Below are 16,336 nucleotides of genomic sequence, written 5' to 3' on the forward strand. Positions count from 1 at the left end.
TGGGACCATGTGCTTAGTGGGAAGGACTACTCCGTTTGATAGACGGAGCGCATCATGACGAAGATGAGACGCAAGATCGACGCGGCACTGAAGGCAAAGATCGTGCTTGAAGCCGCGCGGAAGCAGGCGACGATGGTCGATCTGGCCGAGGGCGACGGAGTTCACCTGAACCCGGTCTGTGCCTGGAAGAAACAACCGCCGGAACAGTCGGCGCGGGTCTTTGATGCGCGTGTTCGGCGCGAGAGTGAGGAAGCGCGCGCACGCGAAATCGAAAAGCTGCACGCCAGGATTGGACAACTGACAGTCGAGCGCGATTTTCCATAGCTATGCGGGATTTGGGGTGCACCCCGAATGCGAACATCATCAGTGGCGGAAGATTCCACCCGGAGAGTTGTCGATGATCTGGAAGCTGGCAAGCCGTTCGGTTGGGTAACTGGCCGGATCGGAGCCTCCACGCTGCTTGTGGCAGCTGACCGAGCGGGACTCGTCTCTGGCAGCGCAATAGGAAGTAATCAGGAGCGGTCAGTTTCCAACTAACAAACCGGCTCAAGCGGTCCTGCTCCGCGGGTCCATTTCATGGCGCGGCGGTGGCGCTCGTTCCAGCCGCTCGAGTTCGCAGCCCCCGAATGGGTCGCTGGTTCAACAACCGGCGATTCCTCGAGCCGATCGGAAACATTCCACCGCCTGAAGCGGAGGAACATTACTACGCCATGCTGGGCATCCGGCCATGTAGCTCAACTAAAATGGCCTCCGCAACCCGGGGCGGTTCAGTTCAGGAGAACGCGGTGCGTGATGACAATCAACATTCGACCTACCTCACTTTCTCAGAAAGTAGCGACAATTATGATACGTACAACTACTGTTTGCGGCGCATCTTTTATGTTGGCCAGACATCTTTCCAAGCGGTGCATCGCTGAAACAGCCAATTACGGAAAGACCCTTTTCTTAGACGGGATCATACAGAGCGCAGCTTTAGATCAAGAGCTATACCACGAACTCTTGGTACAACCGGCGATGCTGGCGCATCCGACACCGAAGCACGTGCTCGTTATTGGCGGAGGTGAAGGCGCTACCATTTGGCAGGCACTCCGTCACAAGTCCGTGGAATCTTTAGCCATGGTCGATATTGACGGCGAACTAATAAGCATATGTCGGGAACACATGACGGACTGGCATCGAGGAGCATTTGAGGATCCTCGGTGTCGAATCATTTTTTCGGATGGCAGAGCGTTCATCGAGAACGACCAACGCCTGTATGATGTCGTTATTATCGACCTGAGCGATCTGGTCTCTGACAGTCCGTCGCTGGCTCTCTACACGCGCGAATTTTATCTGCGCATCAAAGAGCGGCTGAAACCCGGCGGTATTGTTGGCGTCCAGGCATTGAGATTTTCTTTTGCTGACGGTCATTCTCACGCGATGTTGGCACGAACATTGAAAAGCGTCTTTAATGAAGTTCACACCTACAGCGTACTTTGTTCCCTCATTCTTGAGAGGTTGGGGATTTCTCATCGCGTCTGACTGGTTCGTTCCAGCGGATCTTTCCGCATCTGCAATGGACTCGACTATCTCGAAGCGAATCAGTTCGTCATTGTCCCACTTAACAGGTGCGTTCTTCCAGTCGTGCTGCATTCAGTGCGCGCAGGCTCAAAAGCTGCTTGCGTCCAACGGTCCAATTTTTGAGGATGGCAAGATGGGTGATCTTGATGCGAGACTCGCTCAACTGACTGAGGAAGCACGTTGAATAAGTGCATTTTCTGTTCGGCTCGTTTGTTGAAGAGAGATCTTGTTGAGCCATATTCCGCCCCTCGGACAATATTCAGACACACACTGACTCTTTGTTGATGCGCCCATTTTCAAACTTAGCGGCTTCTGACTTGGCCCCTTCCACCGAGCTATCCACGCTGCGATGCAATTTCAATGAAATGGCAGAGGAATTTCGATATCGAAGCATGTTCAGCTGGAACTTACTTGAGGAATTCGGCCGCGTGAACGAGCGGCTCGATCAAACCGGTCGAGGCTTTGAGAAGCGACTGATGAGCTTGGGTCAGACCGATCGATCCATCGAAGGATCGTCGAAATTTGTCGTTCACGCTGATGAACGTAATCGTAATTCGATGATGCTTGGCCTCGATCGTCATGTTCTCCTCCGCGCTATCGACCCCGTCCGATGCGCGCTCATTAGCGAGGAGGAAAGCGGAGCCTCATAGAGGTGAGTGTCCGGGACGGAGAGCCCCGCCGTCAGGCTTTTATGCTGCGTCCGAGCAGGTGAGGACGCGCAAACAGTCGATCGATTTCTATGGTGACGATCATCACCATCCGGGAAACTTCGGTCAGCGGATCTATTTCTCGAAGATACTGCCGTACTTGCTCACGACGCCGATGAGCAGTGCAGATGTGCCGGAATATGTCGTGCTGCCGGGCGAATAGTCACTTAATCGCCCGCCACCATTCATCCTCGCGCTCGTCGTGTTTCTCCGGTTTCGTCCCATAAGCCGCGATCACAAACGTCAGCAGCACGCCGAGCACAAACACGCCCGAGACGAACAGATCGGCCGCCGCTGCTCTTGGCTCCCCGTACAAAATGTCTGACGGAACGTATTGATGCACTGGCGTCGAGCCAGGAGACGCATTCCATGGACGATCGCAACGGTGGTTGCCAGGAATGCGATGAACATCAGCGAGAACCTCACGTCTTCTGGCCTGAAGCAGCGCCAGTGCGCGGTTTCGATGTGTACTCCCTTAGGGCGGTACGGCGATTGAAAATAGGAGTCGCATCGTCGACGACCGTCAGTGGTAGCTGTTACACCATTGGGCAGTTTTGATCGCTGCCAGCCGCCCAACCCAGAATGAGCGCGAAAACAAGATGAGCGGCGCGGAAAACTGGGGGTTGCCTGTTCCAATAACTCGGCGGCGTGACAAGGTCGGCGCGCCGGTGAGGCTGTGGTGGACTAGCCATGCAAAAAACGGCCCCAGCGCTGAAACTGGGGCCGTTTCGGTGGTGACGCGTCATCTGGGGCTGGGGGCTGAGGATGCGCGCCACGCCGGAAGTACTAGCGGCAAATATCCATCAGTCCTAGCCCAAAGATATGGGTGGGGGTCCTCTGCCGCCCCCAATTCACAGGATTGGCGGCGGACTATCTTCCCTGCGTCCCGCGCCTGCCTTACATTCGAGTTTGTTGCGTCAGGAGGTATTGTCGTGGATGAACAATTCCGAAGCAACCGTGCTGCCTTAGTGCGGGACTTGGCGGAAAAAGCCGATCCCTGGATCAGGGAACGCCTGTTAAAGCTGGTCACAAGGTACGAGTGGCCAGAACCTCCACACACCCGGTTGAGGACACCTCGCGATTTGCGGTTCGCTGGCGGTGGCAGCGATCGCTCTGAGCGCTAGCTAGGCGCGGACTCCAGGAGATCACGCCCACAAATGGGTGAGTCCGGAGGTGATGTGAACAATCCTGCACCAGAGCTTCAGCCGCACGTTCTTAATCAGGATGCTAGTCGTCGGCGCTGCCGGGCCGTGGTCGTTTTCTGTTTCCGGTAAGCTTCGAATTGAGCCAAGAGTTGCTTCGGATCCAACGTTTCGGCTTGCCTAACCTGCTCTCGCAACCACTCCAGCTCGGCAAGCTGTTCGAGTAGATCCGACGAGTATTGTTCCACTAGCAATCGTCGGTTCCTGGAAATTCCCACTGCCGCAGCTCCTATACGCACGCGAGCATTTGCTTGATATCTTTTACGCTGAGCTATGATAGCCGGAAATCCGGGAAACCACTGCTGCCACTTTAGGATGAATTTCCTTTTTTGCGGCGCCAAGGCATGGCCGATGACAGCGCCAGAAAACCTTAGCAAATTCAACCCCTTGAGGGTCGGAACGCGATGGAGCTTTATTCTAAGGTTAGCCCAAGATGCTTTTCGATTGCGGCGGTGAGCTCGATACCTCACGGGGGCGGCCGGAAACATGACCGGCTATCCAAGCAAATCGACCATCTGCTTCAACGCGTTGGCTTGGCTGACACACCTCTCCGGAAGCTGCGAACGTCAGACTGTTCGGGCTGAAAGGCCTCAACCAGAACCGGCACGGCGCTCGCAGGATCGCTGTCGCCACATACGAAAACATCAACGGCCGCATAAGACCTCTCAGGCCAAGTATGTAAGGTCATGTGCGATTCAGCCAACAGGGCTATTGCGGAGACGCCGTGACCTGGACAAAACTCATGAACATGAAGGTGGAGTAATGTCGCACTCGCCGCACGGATGGCTTTTCGGATTGCGTCTTCCGCAATGGCGGGATTGTCGAGGTTCTTCGCTCCCCATAACTCGATGAGCAAATGCGTCGCACCGGTGGACAGAGCCGGTGGGGCTTCCTTCTCGTTATCAATAGTCATTAAGAAATCATCCATTGAATTATCGGCCCAATAAGCTGAGCTATTCGGGATCTAGGTGAAGGTGATCAGGCGCTTGGTTTTCCGACACTTGGATGACCTCAATGCCATCGTTGAATCCGACAACTGCGACGACCTTCGGCCACTGATTTGTGTCTTTCAGCTGCCGCCAGGCCCTTGATGCGGCGACCACCGGCTTGAACACCATCGCCGGTGGTTGGCGACAAGGAGCCCTTCGTCCGCACGGTCCTGTATGGCCCGATGGCGAACACGCTCTCGATGGGATTGGTGCTGCGCAAGTGATCCCAACGTTCGGCAAGAAAATCGTAGAAGGCCAGCAGTGCGTCGCGATCCTTGACCAGGCATTCGACCGCCCGGCCGTACTGGCGCAATACTTCTCGGCGAAGACGTCGACCACCGCTTCGGAGGACGCTCGGTTCGCGCCCGATGGACCTCGCACAATTCCTTCTTGCATGGTGGCCTGCACGGAGAGTGGGACCATGTCCAGGACGTTCACGGTCTTGTGCACCCAGCCTCGCTGGTGGCGTGTGCCGGGAACGACCTCGTCGAGCGCCTTGTGGAAGTCGGGCGCGCCGACGCCGACATTGGCCAAACTCGTTGTTATTGATGACGTCGCCTCGATTGTTTTGCCAAGCGACGCGTCGCTTCGGGTAGGCCAGCGTGTGGCCCTGCGCGCCAAACGCGTAACCGAAGCGACCCGCCCCAGCGACAAAGACGTTTAGATTTGCCTTGCAGTTTGCGCTCACGGAGTCGGCAAGGCAGGTATTTGTGCCGTTGGAGACTGCACCGCTGGCATCGAGCTTGGGGCCAAACACCGACCTATTCCTCTGCCAGTTGTAGCCGATCCGGCCGCCTGCCAGAAACACAGGAGTATTGACGACGCCATAAACGGACGGACCGTAGGGATTGCTGAAGGATTTTTGGCCGTAACCACGGTCGACGTGCCCGCCAATACATCCTCCGGACCAGCTCCGCAGGGCCGGTGGCACCTGTGCTGCTGGCCCAAGGTCCGCCGAATTGGCTGCACCGCTTTCGACCAGCGCAACCGTTGTCGCTCCCCAAGAACGAACTCCAGATCGCATCAAACACTCGCGGCGCTTTCCCGATCCACAACCGAGCGCCTTCGAGCTGGCAATCGGTAATGGCACCGCGAATGAAGCAAGCAGCGTGCCGCTTGGAAATTGGGGTCTCCAGTTACTTGGTACCGGGTGCACGCGTCAGGTTGTGGACAATGGTCTTGAAGCTGACAATCGCGCTGTAGCCTCCGACAGTATGCTGCGCAGTAGGACGCCGCCTTTCTCGCTGTTGCAGTAGAACGAGAGGTTTTTCGCCCGGACAGAATTTCGATCTCACCTATCAAGGCTCATGCCAAACGGTGAAAGCCCTTGGATATTACCGACGAGCGGAGCCGGGCCTGGACCCGTCTACGCGTACAGGGATCTCATCGGCTACGCCGCGCGTTATCGAAGTCCGGCTTGTCGGAAAAATCGTCACGAGCAATGGGTGACGCAACGCGGCACGCGCAGGAAAGGCTCCATCAGCGTCTTTCAGCTTACCACGAAATACCCGCGCGATAGAACAGTCCGGCTCCGGCTTCGCCGGTAGTGCTAAGCGCTTTGCCGCAACATTATTCGTATCGGTTCTGCTCTAGACGGCGAGACGGAACCTTCTTTGACGCGCGAAAAGGAGTTGCCGAGCATGCATCGCGTGGAGACTAAGCGAAGGCGCTACCCGCAATTCACTTCCAGTTCGGAAAGCCGGTACGGTACGCCATTTCGGCGTAGACTGGACGTCGCCTGCCGTCCACAGCGAACGCTTCTGAGCGCGTTTTCGTGTGCACCAAGGCGGACGGCTACAAACATCAGCAGACCAACGACCTCGCGGTGAATGGTTCTGCACGCCCACGACTCGTTACGCTGCCCATACTCATCTAGTTATACCCAAGAGCGGCAAACATTTGAGCACTGAACGACTGCCCTTCAGCGGCTATGAAAACGAGGCCGAACTCGTGGAAAACGGTAACACGCCTCTGTGGTGGTGCTTGTACAATCGATGTCACCGCTTGGTCGCCGCGGGCGACCTGTAGCCGGCGAGCGTCAAGTGGCTTTCATGAGGAGAACACCGAACGTCATCCATGCGCCTACAAATGCAAGAAATCACAAGCCGGAACGAGTCTCTGGGCGCGTTGGCTGCGGGTGCCATGCAGACTATCGCGCGTCTACTACAAGATCCGGTAGATGCCAACGCCAACCTGAGATCCTAGCGTCCGGCCGTGTTCCCCTGCCGATCATCGAGGAAACAGTAGTGGACGCAAAGGGCGAGAAGCAAAGAAACGGGCAAAGCAGCACACTATGACTGACCCGCGGTGTTCTGATTTAAGGGCCGCAGAAGGCGACGAATGGCGCGACGCGTATGCCTACGGAAACTCGATCAGGCAAAAATCAGCTTGTGGAACGTGAACCGATTACCGCTATCACAGCGATCGATGGCCTTGCAAGATCTGATCCGGAGAGGGTTGCGCTGAGGTACGGCGCAGACGAACTCACCTACAATGCGCTGCGATTAAGATCGGATGCCCTCGCAGCGACGTTACGAGAGCGAGGCGCTCACGGCGCGGTCGTCGGCTATTGGGGTGAGCGGGACCTCGACTGGGCGACGGCGGTAGTCGCAATTTTGAAGGCTGGATCAACGTACCTGCCGCTCGATCCATCGTTACCGGCTTCGCGTACATTATTCATGATCGAGCAGAGTCGCTGCGCGCTGATTGTTGGCCCGGACCAGCTGGATTCGCTCAGCCTATTCCAGGCGAGCAGCAAAGGCACCACGCAATTCATGGCGATAGAGGCGGCGCTGCGCGAGGGCCAGACTTCGTCCGTTGTGCCATCATCGAACGAGGATGGACTCGCCTACATTCTATTTACCTCTGGTTCAACGGGCCAGCCTAAGGGCGCAATGATCGAGTGCGCAGCCCTAAACAATCATTTGGTGGCAAAGATTGATGCCCTAACCCTCACTCGGACCGATTGCATCGCGCAGACGGCATCGCACTGCTTTGACATCTCGCTGTGGCAGCTTCTGGCAGGGCTTTGCGTCGGAGGTTGTATCGCGATTATTGATGATGCGACAATGAAATCGCCGGTGTCCCTTCTCAAAGCAATTCAAGGCTATGGCGTGACGGTTGTTCAATTCGTTCCGTCGATGCTTGCAATATTTGTTGAATATCTGCAGTCGCTTGTGGCCGCTGAGCGAGCTCTGGACAGTTTGCGGATTATTTCTATGGTCGGAGAACCTCTAACACCCGCACTGGCGCGCGCGTGGCTTGCCTTATATCCCCGGGTCGCCATTCTTAACCACTACGGGCCGACCGAGTGCGCGGACGGAGTTACGCATCATCTGGTTTCCGTACCGCCTGCGCCGGCTGACGCTTATGTGCCGATCGGCAAACCGGTTTCTAACCTTGAGGTTTATGTCGCCGACGGACCGCGGCTATGCAACACTGGAGAGGTCGGCGAAATCTGTGTTAGCGGCGTTGGTGTCGCTGCTGGTTACGTCAATGATGATGTCCGCACCAAGGATGCCTTTGGGCCAAACCCGTTCTCAAACGACCCGTCCTTCCAGCGCCTATACAGGACAGGTGATCTCGGGCGCGTTCGTTCCGATGGCCTTTTGGAATGTCTTGGTCGACGGGACCGTCAGGTCAAAATCCGCGGGCACAGAATTGAGTTGGGAGAAATCGAGGCCCGCCTCTGCGCTCATCATTTGGTACGTGGCGCCGTTGCGGTCGCCTCCGTCTGCGCAGGCGTAAAGCTTACGGCGAGAGACATAACCAGGGCCGAGGGGGAAACTGGATCGAAACGACTCATCGCGTATGTGTCGGCTCCGGCTGAAGTGGCGGAAGGCGAGCTTCAGAACTTTCTTGCCGAAGCGCTTCCCACCTACATGCTCCCAGAAAGGATCATCCACATCGGCGGTATTCCACTGACCAGAAACGGAAAGGTCGATTTTGGAGCATTGCCGGACCCGACCAGTGTTCGCCCTTCACTGCCGACGCCATTCGAGGGGCCGCAAACAGAGCTCGAAGCCCAGCTGTGTCAAATCTGGTCCGGCGTTCTGCGTATCGAGAACATTGGCGTGAATGACCAATTCATAAACCTCGGCGGAGATTCGCTCGGGGCAATGCTCATATTGGGCCAGTTGCAGACCCAGCTTGGAGTGAGAACGGATTTCAGGCTCGTCCTGAATGGAACGATCCGATCTCTTGCGGCTTCGATCTCGGCTCGAGCCGAATCCAAACCGTGCACAGCCCCGACGCACGGAAAGCTTACGCGATCGCCTCTGACGCGAGTTCAGGAGCACCTATGGTTTCTCTCGCAGCTCGATCCGTCCGCCAGGAACTACATCATTCAAGGCGGCCTGCGAATAAGGGGCATCATCGATCTGGCCGCGTTCAATCGCGCCTGGACCGATGTCGTTCATTCCCATCAGGCACTTTCGGCGCGCTTTATCGACGAGGACGGTCCGGTTCAACTTTTTGATGCTTCGCAATGCGCAAGTCTTGAATTGGCTGATGCATCTCATCTCACGGCGCAGGAAGCTGAGGAGCTGATCGCTGAGTTACGGCGAACAGAGCTGAACGACAGCTTTGATCTCAGACAAGGCCATTTGTTTCGTGCGCGCATGATCCGTTTTGGCCCTGACAACCATCTCATACTGATCACCGCTCACGAAATTATCATCGATGCCTGGTCGATCTCTGTTCTGCTTAGGGATCTTCGACAAAGGTACGCAGATGCCGCGGCGTTCTTGCCAGAGAACCGCGCGTCACTCTCGACCTACGCGGTCTGGGAGGCACAACACGTTACTCCAGAGGCGCTGGCCAACCAACGTAGCTATTGGCGTCGTCAGATTGGTGATGATCCGCCGGTGCTTTCGCTTGGAACGGGACGAGCGCGGCCGCAGACAAATTCCTACCGCGGCGCTTCGCATGCGGTGTTGCTCGGCAGCGAGCTCTCCAATCAGGTACGGGAGTTTGCGCGCCGACATAGGTGCACCACGTCGACAACCCTCCTCGCATGTTTCAAGCTGCTGCTGCGGATGTATAGCAGCCAGGACGATATTATCGTTGGCATACCGCACGTCGTAAGGGATCAACCTGGCAGCGCCGAAATTGTTGGCTTTTTTCTGAATATGCTACCGATCCGCACCGCGATCGATGTCGGCCAGTCCTTTGCGGTGCATGCCTTGCGCATCCAGGGCCTGGTCAGCGATGCCATCGCAAATTCGGCATATCCATTCGGCTGGATGGTAAGGGATACGCGGCTATATCGCGAAGCCGGACGGTCGCCGATCTTCCAGGTCATGTTCAACATGTACTCCGAGGCCGCGGAGCCTTTTGGCCAACATGAGTTGGATCTGACATTCCGCGAATATGAGACCGGCTATGTAAAATTCGATCTGACATTGTACGCACAAGATCAGGGCGATGAAATTGCCCTCCAGCTGGCGTATGCGGAAGACATATTTTCCGGCGATCTGATCGTCCGCATGGCCGACAATCTGCGCTGTCTGATTGCAGCCTGCGTTGAGAAGCCGCTTTCGCCCATTAAAGATCTGAGCTGCCTCAGCGCGTCAGACGTCACGATGCTGGACTCGCTGGATGGCTCGGCGCAGCCATATGAGACTGAATGTCCGCTTGTCGAAGCGTTCGAGCAAATCAGCGTCTCTAATCCCAGCCAGGTGGCATATTTTGGTGATTTCGGTGAGATCACATTCGGCCACCTGCGTGAGCGCGTAACAGCTATCAGGTCGTTACTGCGGGCTTCGGACGTGAGGGCTGGCGATATGGTCGCCATGCTGGTCGACCGGTCGCCTGACGTGGCCGCTGTTATTCTTGCGGCACGAGCCTTGCAGTCCATTGTTGTCCCAATATCGCCGGATTATCCGCGTGATCGGATCGAACATATCCTGCGAGATAGTCAGGCAAAGCTTTTGGTTCACGCAAATACCTCTGGCGTTGGTTTTGACACGCCGTCGATTTGTCTATTGACGCTAGAACGGCGCGGCGCGCCCGCGCACGATCTTGAGTGCAGCGACAAACCATCAGTGCAGGGAATTGCGAGCCTTATATACACGTCGTCCTCAACCGGGAAGGCGAAGGGGGTTCTTATACCGGAATCGGCAATTCTCAATCGACTGAACTGGATGTGGCGACGCTTTCCCTTCGACACTACCGACGTGATGGTCGTCCAGAAGTCCGCCTCGCTTGTTGCGTCCGCTTGGGAGTACTTTGGGGGGCTTCTGAGAGGTGTGGCCACGCTGATCCTGACCCAAGAGCAGTTGCTGGATCCACATCTGTTGTTGGGCACGTTGGCGAGACGTCGCGTGACACACTTCTTTGCCTCGCCGCCACTCCTGTCGGGCCTCATTGCTTGCCAAGAACGGCACCCGCGGCCGACCGCCTTGCGGTTGGTCACAAGCAGCGCCGAACCGATGCTTTCCTCGCTCCCCGTTCGCTGGCGTGCGTCTTTCCCGGACGTGCCGTTGTGGAACTTCTATGGTGCTACGGAATGTGCATCCAATGCAGCAGTCTACGAAACATCGGATGCCGACGACGGCTCGTCGCTGGTCCCCATTGGGCGCCCAATCGATAACGTCAAACTCTACGTGCTCGACGCCCAGTTGAAGAGAGTTCCTGTTGGAGCCGCCGGCGAACTCTGCATCGCGGGACGCTGCGTGAGCGCTGGGTACTGGCGGGATCAAGATCGGACCAACCGCTGTTTTGTACCGAATCCGTATGATGACGGACAATACAGCGTTCTTTATCGAAGTGGCGATATCGCACGCATCTCAACCAGCCGCCTTCTCGAGATCTGCGGCCGATCGGACAACCAGATCAAACTACGGGGCTTTCGCATCGAGCTGGAGGAGGTCGAAACGGCGCTTGAGTCTCATCCGGCAATCGCAAAGGCCGCGGTCGTCGCAGAAGGCGTGGATGACCATCGTCGCTTGATCGCTAGCGTGGTTCCGGCTCGCGACGGTCTAAGCTCTGGAGATATTGTCACCCACCTGCGCCACACGTTGCCGTCCTATATGATTCCTGCCGCCTTCCGTTTGGTTGACAGTATCCCCCTTACGGCGAGCGGAAAGATAGATCGTGCTCGCCTGTCGTCCGTTCCTTACCGAGAGGTCGGGCCTGTTCCATCTGCTGAACCCCGCACGAGGAAGGAGCGTATTCTTGCTGGGATCTGGCAGGATCTACTAGACGCCAAGTGGATCGGAATCGATCAGAGCTTCTTTGATGTCGGCGGAGACTCTCTTCTGAGCGTGCGCTGCGTCACGCTGGCGCGCAAAGCGGGGCTGAATCTCACTGTGGACCAACTCTATCGAACACCGACCATCAGGGAATTGGCGGCAGACGAAGCGGCGGCTACACTCCATAGCTCCCCTTCCGGGGATGGCTCATTGCCAGTTACCCCCGCAATCTCATCTTGGAACCGTCTTGTCGGCTTCGATGAGCATTTCAACATCGGCGATCTATTCTTCTTGCCCGGCGTCGTCCTGAATATCCGAATCCTGGAGCGCGCTCTTGCCCATGTCATGGATAGGCACGAAGGCCTCAGACTCCGTATTGCCCGAACCGAGGATGGTCTACGCCCGACAATCGGACCTTCCGTGGCCGAACGCTTCGTGGAGGAGATCGATCTTGTCGGAATGACCGGCCTACAGCAGCGCAAGGCAATCGAGAGCATCTCAGCAAGACGTCAACATACGTTTCGGTTTGACGGCCAGACGCCTCTTGTTAACGTCACAGTGTTTCGCACATCGGAAAGCGGCGATTACTATCTGCTGGTCCTGATGCATCATTTTGTAGCGGACGGGATAGGCTACCGACTGTTCCTGGAAGCATTGGATGCGGCGTACAACGCCCTTACCTCAGGCCACGCCGTGAGTGGTCCCGAGAACATTCAAAGGCTCTCTCCATGGTTGAAGCGCCTTGAGCACTACGCGAACAGCGAAGCGCCCGCCGAGCTCAAATACTGGGAGAGCATTGACTACCATCGGTTCAATTTGCACGTCAGCGACACTTCGTTGGGCGGCGCCAGCTTTTCGAAAGTGACCGCGAGAGAGCTTCGCTCTGCATGTCTTGAAGGCCGCATGGATGAAGCAAATTGCCGATCCCTTTGGGAAGATCAGGCCACGTATCATTTCCAGATTGATAAAGAAGCGACAGCTGATCTCCTCAATATTGCAACCAGATCGGCGCATTGTCAGGATTTTGATGTGTTTCTTGCCGCCCTATCTGGCGCCTTTGGACGCGTTTTCGGCAACTATTCGCTCTGGATTGATAGCCTTACCTCAACCCGAGGTCGGCTGTTTGACGATCTCGATCCATCTCAGATAATCGGCCATATCAGCGAGCTCGTTCCGCTTCCCTTGAGTCTCACCGGAACCGAGCCCCGTCTCGATCGTGCTCGTTCAATATACCGCCAGCGCAATGCCCTGCCGCGCAGGGGGATAGGCTTTCGGGCCATGAAATTCTTAAACCGAGATTCAGCCGTGCGGAGCCGGATCGATCGCCTCCCCTTACCCAGAATTGGATTGAATTATCGAGCGGGTCTGCAGCGCCATTTTCCGCGTCGTCTCCTAGGCAAGGAACCTTCTCCACTGTGGATCGGCGAAGACATGGATGAAGCGGCCGCGATTCACCTCTTCTGGTTCGATGTCGGGTATCAAGCCGGCCATCTACACATAGAAACGAGGTATGATCCAACCCAGGTCGGTTATGAGGTGACCCGCAATCTTTGCAGGGTGTTGCAACAGGAGCTGTTGCAGACGATCAGCGAATTCGGAAGAGCTTGCGACACTTTCATTCATGAATGAGCCGGATGCGGAATTCGCCGTCGAGAGCGATCGCGATGTCTTGCCAAAGAAAAACAGCGATCTATCGGACCCCAATCTCTCGAGCCTAATCCTGCGGCTCGCCATTCCGTCTGTTGTTGGCTTATCGATCCACGCGTTACAGCAGGTCGTCAACGCGATCTTTGTTGGCGCACTTGGCGCGCAGGCGATCGCAGCTGTCAGCATGACCTTGCCGATCGTGGTCCTGCTCGCGGCAGCCGGACAGGGGCTCGGTGTTGGAACAGCGTCGTTCATATCTCGTCATCTTGGCGCTGGTGATTACCAGGAGGCGAGTCGAGGCGCGAGTACTGCACTCGCGCTCGCCGCTCCGATCGGTATCGTGCTTACCATCGCCCTGCTTCTAAACCTGCAATGGATCTTCGTTACGCTCGGGGCAACTCCAACCATAATGCCCGTGGCGCTCGACTACGCGGCGACGCTTTTGTTCGGGTACACCCTGATGCTTCTAAACATCGTCAACGGCTTCATCGTCAGAGCTGAAGGCAACACACGATTCAGCATGTGGACGATGATTACCGCCTTCATACTGAACGCTGCGCTTGATCCCATCTTCATATTCTTACTGAACCTCGGTGTGCGAGGCGCATCGCTCGCAACGCTAGTATCTCAGATCGCTGCTATTAGCCTGTATATCGCGTATTTTACGAAGCTTCGCGGGATAGTCCTCGTTAGGATATCTCACATCTCGCTGCGAGCAGATTGCATCAAACAGCTCGCGTTCATAGGGGCGCCGGCGACCATGACCAGTATTTTATCTGCTATTGCTGTTATGCTCTTGTACGGAGCTGCTGCGCCGTTCGGCGACGATTACATCGCCGCCGTGGGAATAGCTGTGCGAATCTTGACGATCGGCGCATTGCCTATCACCGGCTTCTGTATCGGCTCTCAAGCTGTCCTGGGTTTCGGTTGGGGCGCACGCGACTTTGCTCGTGTACTGAAGGCTGCGAAATTCGTGCTCTCCATCACTGCCGCTCTTTCCGTTGCGTATTCTGCGGCCGTTGTGATTTTTGCCCGGCCTTTGGTCAGGCTGTTCAGCGATAGCGATAAGGTCACGGAAATTGCCGTCTCGAGCTGTATCGTCTTCCATCTCTTTTTTGGACTTTTTGGTGTTGAGAGTTTCGTGACGACGACGCTTCAGTCGTTCGGGAGAGCACGCCTCAGTGCGGTTGTATCCATGGCGAGGCAGGGCTATCTCTTCATACCGGCCGTACTGCTATTCCCGGTCATATGGGGTTTCAACGGACTGTTGGCCAGTCAAGCAGTCGCTGAACTGGGCGCCGGAATGATCGCGCTGTTCGTCATGTTCTACCAGTTCGCTGAGCTCAGACGAGCGCTCCGGCCCCCCTTCAAGAGCGAGATCGCGGGTTGACCTGCCAAGGGAGATCATCGGGGGCCCAGAGCATTGAGCCTACATAGCCGGCGAGGTGTTGCGCAAGAAAATGACTGACCGTAGCGTGCAAGAGCCAAGTAGCTGTAGCAGCGGGCTTGAGCGGCGGCGCTCGCGATCGAGCGGTCAGCTGCTGGCGTCGGGGACGTTGCTGTGCGAACCTGTCCCGGTACTGGAACGGCGGAGCTGAACTCCTGCCCGCGGAAGAAAGGGCGGTGGCCACGGCCCTCGACAGCAGAAGGCGTGAGATTCGCGTCGGACCTGCCTGTGCAAGAGCAGCGTTATCCGAGTTAGGCGTTCCTCCTTGCCCGATCACGAGCGGCCTACATCGGCGCGCGAATAAGGACCTGGACCACCTGCCGATCTGGCAGTTTGCCGACACCAGGGGCGGCCTGGTCGATGGCCTTGAAGTGCGTTGGCCGGAGGGCGTCGCCTATCGCTCCACATTCATCGTGGATCCAGACAACACGATCCAGCATGTCTACGCGACGAGCCTCAATGTCGGCCGCAACCCGACGGACACGCTGCGCATGCTGGATGCTCCTGCAGACTGACGAGCTCTGCCCTTGCAACCGCGAGATCGGCGGCGAAACGCTGAAAGTTGCTAGAGGCATCATGTCGATTGAGCAATTGAAGAACCAATTCCCGATTTCAAGGACGTCAGACTCAACTTTGCGCGATGATGTGCGCGGACCTGACACGAGCGAGCACGCGGATCCTACATACGGCGATCGAGGGCGGCGGCCGGAGTTTCGCAAACCGGATCGTCGGATGGCTGCGCTCCAGTCAGCAGGCGCCGGCCACAGCGCGCGGCCTCGGTCTGAGGCTGCAACGACTGCTCCTCGGCCCAGTCGAATACCACAATGCTCAATGCGCCACTCTTCGCCGCGCTTGTCGAACAGGCCGCAACAGCGTCGGCCGATCGGAACTGCCGCACGCGCCCATCCTTGCCGCCGCGCTCCAGTCGGAAAACACTGGTGAGAATGCCCCCTCTAGGAAGGCATGGCGTAAAAGCGCCAGCGGTTTGATTCTGATCAAGGAAGTGATCGAACTTTTTAGATAAACTAGCACGGTTCACTCAACCTCAATCGCGAGTTCACTTCGATCTGCAATAAACCCGGAAAACCGATCCCGATCATTAGGAGCACCTATGACAAAGGAAAACACAGCTGGATCCGACGGTCCGTTTACGCCTCCCGAATTGCTAAGATCATTTAATGAAATGCAAAGGAAGATGTCCGCAGTGGCAGCAAAGGAAGTATTGGGATTTGCAGCTTCCCGCCTACAGGACCAAGCCGACTACCTGACGAGTCTTGCCGGCTGCACAAGCTCTTCCGAAGCGCTCAAGTGCCAATGGGACTTCGCGCAGCGGTCGTGGTCGAAATCGCTCATTGACGGATGGAAAATGTTCGATACCTTCAATGCAAAGAGGCGGTAATGGACTGCGGTTTGAGAGGCAACTTGTCGCGCTGAGGCGGGCTTACAATCAATATCGTCCCTCTATCGACCTGGCGCAGTCACGTTGCGATCGCAATCTTTTTTCTAACGGCGTCTGAAATGGACCCCGATTGTGGGACCACGTGCTTAGTTGGAAGGGGCTGCTCCGTTTGATAGACGGAGCGCATGATGA

At 56.6% G+C, this 16,336-nt stretch carries 10 protein-coding genes and 4 pseudogenes; 9 read left to right on the top strand and 5 right to left on the bottom strand.

Features of this window, described 5'->3' with window-relative positions:
- Positions 1 to 54: 54 nt before the first annotated feature.
- The 3 genes and pseudogenes from AC5ZG5_RS41400 (at position 55) to AC5ZG5_RS41410 (ending at position 1,521) form a co-directional block, all read left to right on the top strand.
- Positions 55 to 324: a transposase gene (locus tag AC5ZG5_RS41400; RefSeq protein WP_456646440.1), complete on the top strand. Its 270-nt coding sequence runs from the start codon at positions 55 to 57 to the stop codon at positions 322 to 324.
- Positions 325 to 588: 264 nt separating this feature from the next.
- Positions 589 to 716, top strand: a pseudogene (locus AC5ZG5_RS41405) (IS3 family transposase); the annotation flags it as partial.
- Between the two features lie 76 nt (positions 717 to 792).
- Positions 793 to 1,521 carry a spermidine synthase gene (locus tag AC5ZG5_RS41410; RefSeq protein WP_456646439.1) on the top strand — a complete coding sequence of 243 codons (729 nt, stop codon included), beginning with the start codon at positions 793 to 795 and terminating at the stop codon, positions 1,519 to 1,521.
- A gap of 446 nt (positions 1,522 to 1,967) precedes the next feature.
- Here the strand turns inward: AC5ZG5_RS41410 and AC5ZG5_RS41415 are convergent, their stop codons facing one another.
- Positions 1,968 to 2,141 (bottom strand): hypothetical protein, encoded by a 174-nt coding sequence (locus AC5ZG5_RS41415; RefSeq protein WP_456646438.1) that lies wholly within the window; start codon positions 2,139 to 2,141, stop codon positions 1,968 to 1,970.
- 127 nt (positions 2,142 to 2,268) lie between these two features.
- On the opposite strand from AC5ZG5_RS41415, the gene AC5ZG5_RS41420 reads away from it, so the two are divergent.
- Entirely contained in the window at positions 2,269 to 2,430 is a 162-nt protein-coding gene (locus tag AC5ZG5_RS41420; RefSeq protein WP_456646437.1) for a hypothetical protein, read from the top strand.
- On the opposite strand, the gene AC5ZG5_RS41425 is transcribed toward AC5ZG5_RS41420, so the two are convergent.
- From AC5ZG5_RS41425 to AC5ZG5_RS41435, 3 genes and pseudogenes are all read right to left on the bottom strand, one after another.
- Positions 2,431 to 2,610 (bottom strand): hypothetical protein, encoded by a 180-nt coding sequence (locus tag AC5ZG5_RS41425; RefSeq protein WP_456646436.1) that lies wholly within the window; start codon positions 2,608 to 2,610, stop codon positions 2,431 to 2,433.
- Between the two features lie 1,379 nt (positions 2,611 to 3,989).
- Entirely contained in the window at positions 3,990 to 4,397 is a 408-nt protein-coding gene (speD, locus tag AC5ZG5_RS41430) for an adenosylmethionine decarboxylase (protein WP_456646435.1), read from the bottom strand.
- Positions 4,398 to 4,422: 25 nt separating this feature from the next.
- Positions 4,423 to 5,007, bottom strand: a pseudogene (locus tag AC5ZG5_RS41435) (transposase); the annotation flags it as partial.
- Between the two features lie 1,805 nt (positions 5,008 to 6,812).
- On the opposite strand from AC5ZG5_RS41435, the gene AC5ZG5_RS41440 reads away from it, so the two are divergent.
- From AC5ZG5_RS41440 to AC5ZG5_RS41455, 4 genes and pseudogenes are all read left to right on the top strand, one after another.
- Positions 6,813 to 13,280 (top strand): non-ribosomal peptide synthetase, encoded by a 6,468-nt coding sequence (locus AC5ZG5_RS41440; RefSeq protein ID WP_456646434.1) that lies wholly within the window; start codon positions 6,813 to 6,815, stop codon positions 13,278 to 13,280.
- On the top strand, positions 13,273 to 14,688 hold the full coding sequence (locus AC5ZG5_RS41445) for an MATE family efflux transporter (RefSeq protein ID WP_456646433.1): 1,416 nt from the start codon (positions 13,273 to 13,275) through the stop codon (positions 14,686 to 14,688). Before AC5ZG5_RS41440 ends, AC5ZG5_RS41445 begins: the two co-directional genes overlap by 8 nt.
- Positions 14,689 to 14,921: 233 nt before the next feature.
- Positions 14,922 to 14,978, top strand: a pseudogene (locus AC5ZG5_RS41450) (hypothetical protein); the annotation flags it as partial.
- Positions 14,979 to 15,035: 57 nt separating this feature from the next.
- Positions 15,036 to 15,312 (top strand): annotated as a pseudogene (locus AC5ZG5_RS41455) (thioredoxin domain-containing protein); the annotation flags it as partial.
- Positions 15,313 to 15,424: 112 nt separating this feature from the next.
- On the opposite strand, the gene AC5ZG5_RS41460 reads toward AC5ZG5_RS41455, so the two are convergent.
- Complete coding sequence (locus AC5ZG5_RS41460) at positions 15,425 to 15,784, bottom strand: hypothetical protein (RefSeq protein ID WP_456646459.1); 360 nt, start codon at positions 15,782 to 15,784, stop codon at positions 15,425 to 15,427.
- Positions 15,785 to 15,856: 72 nt separating this feature from the next.
- Here AC5ZG5_RS41460 and AC5ZG5_RS41465 point away from each other — a divergent pair, with 72 nt between their 5' ends.
- Complete coding sequence (locus AC5ZG5_RS41465) at positions 15,857 to 16,144, top strand: phasin family protein (protein WP_456646432.1); 288 nt, start codon at positions 15,857 to 15,859, stop codon at positions 16,142 to 16,144.
- Positions 16,145 to 16,336 lie beyond the last annotated feature (192 nt).

This window comes from Bradyrhizobium sp. Ses1 (assembly GCF_059512365.1).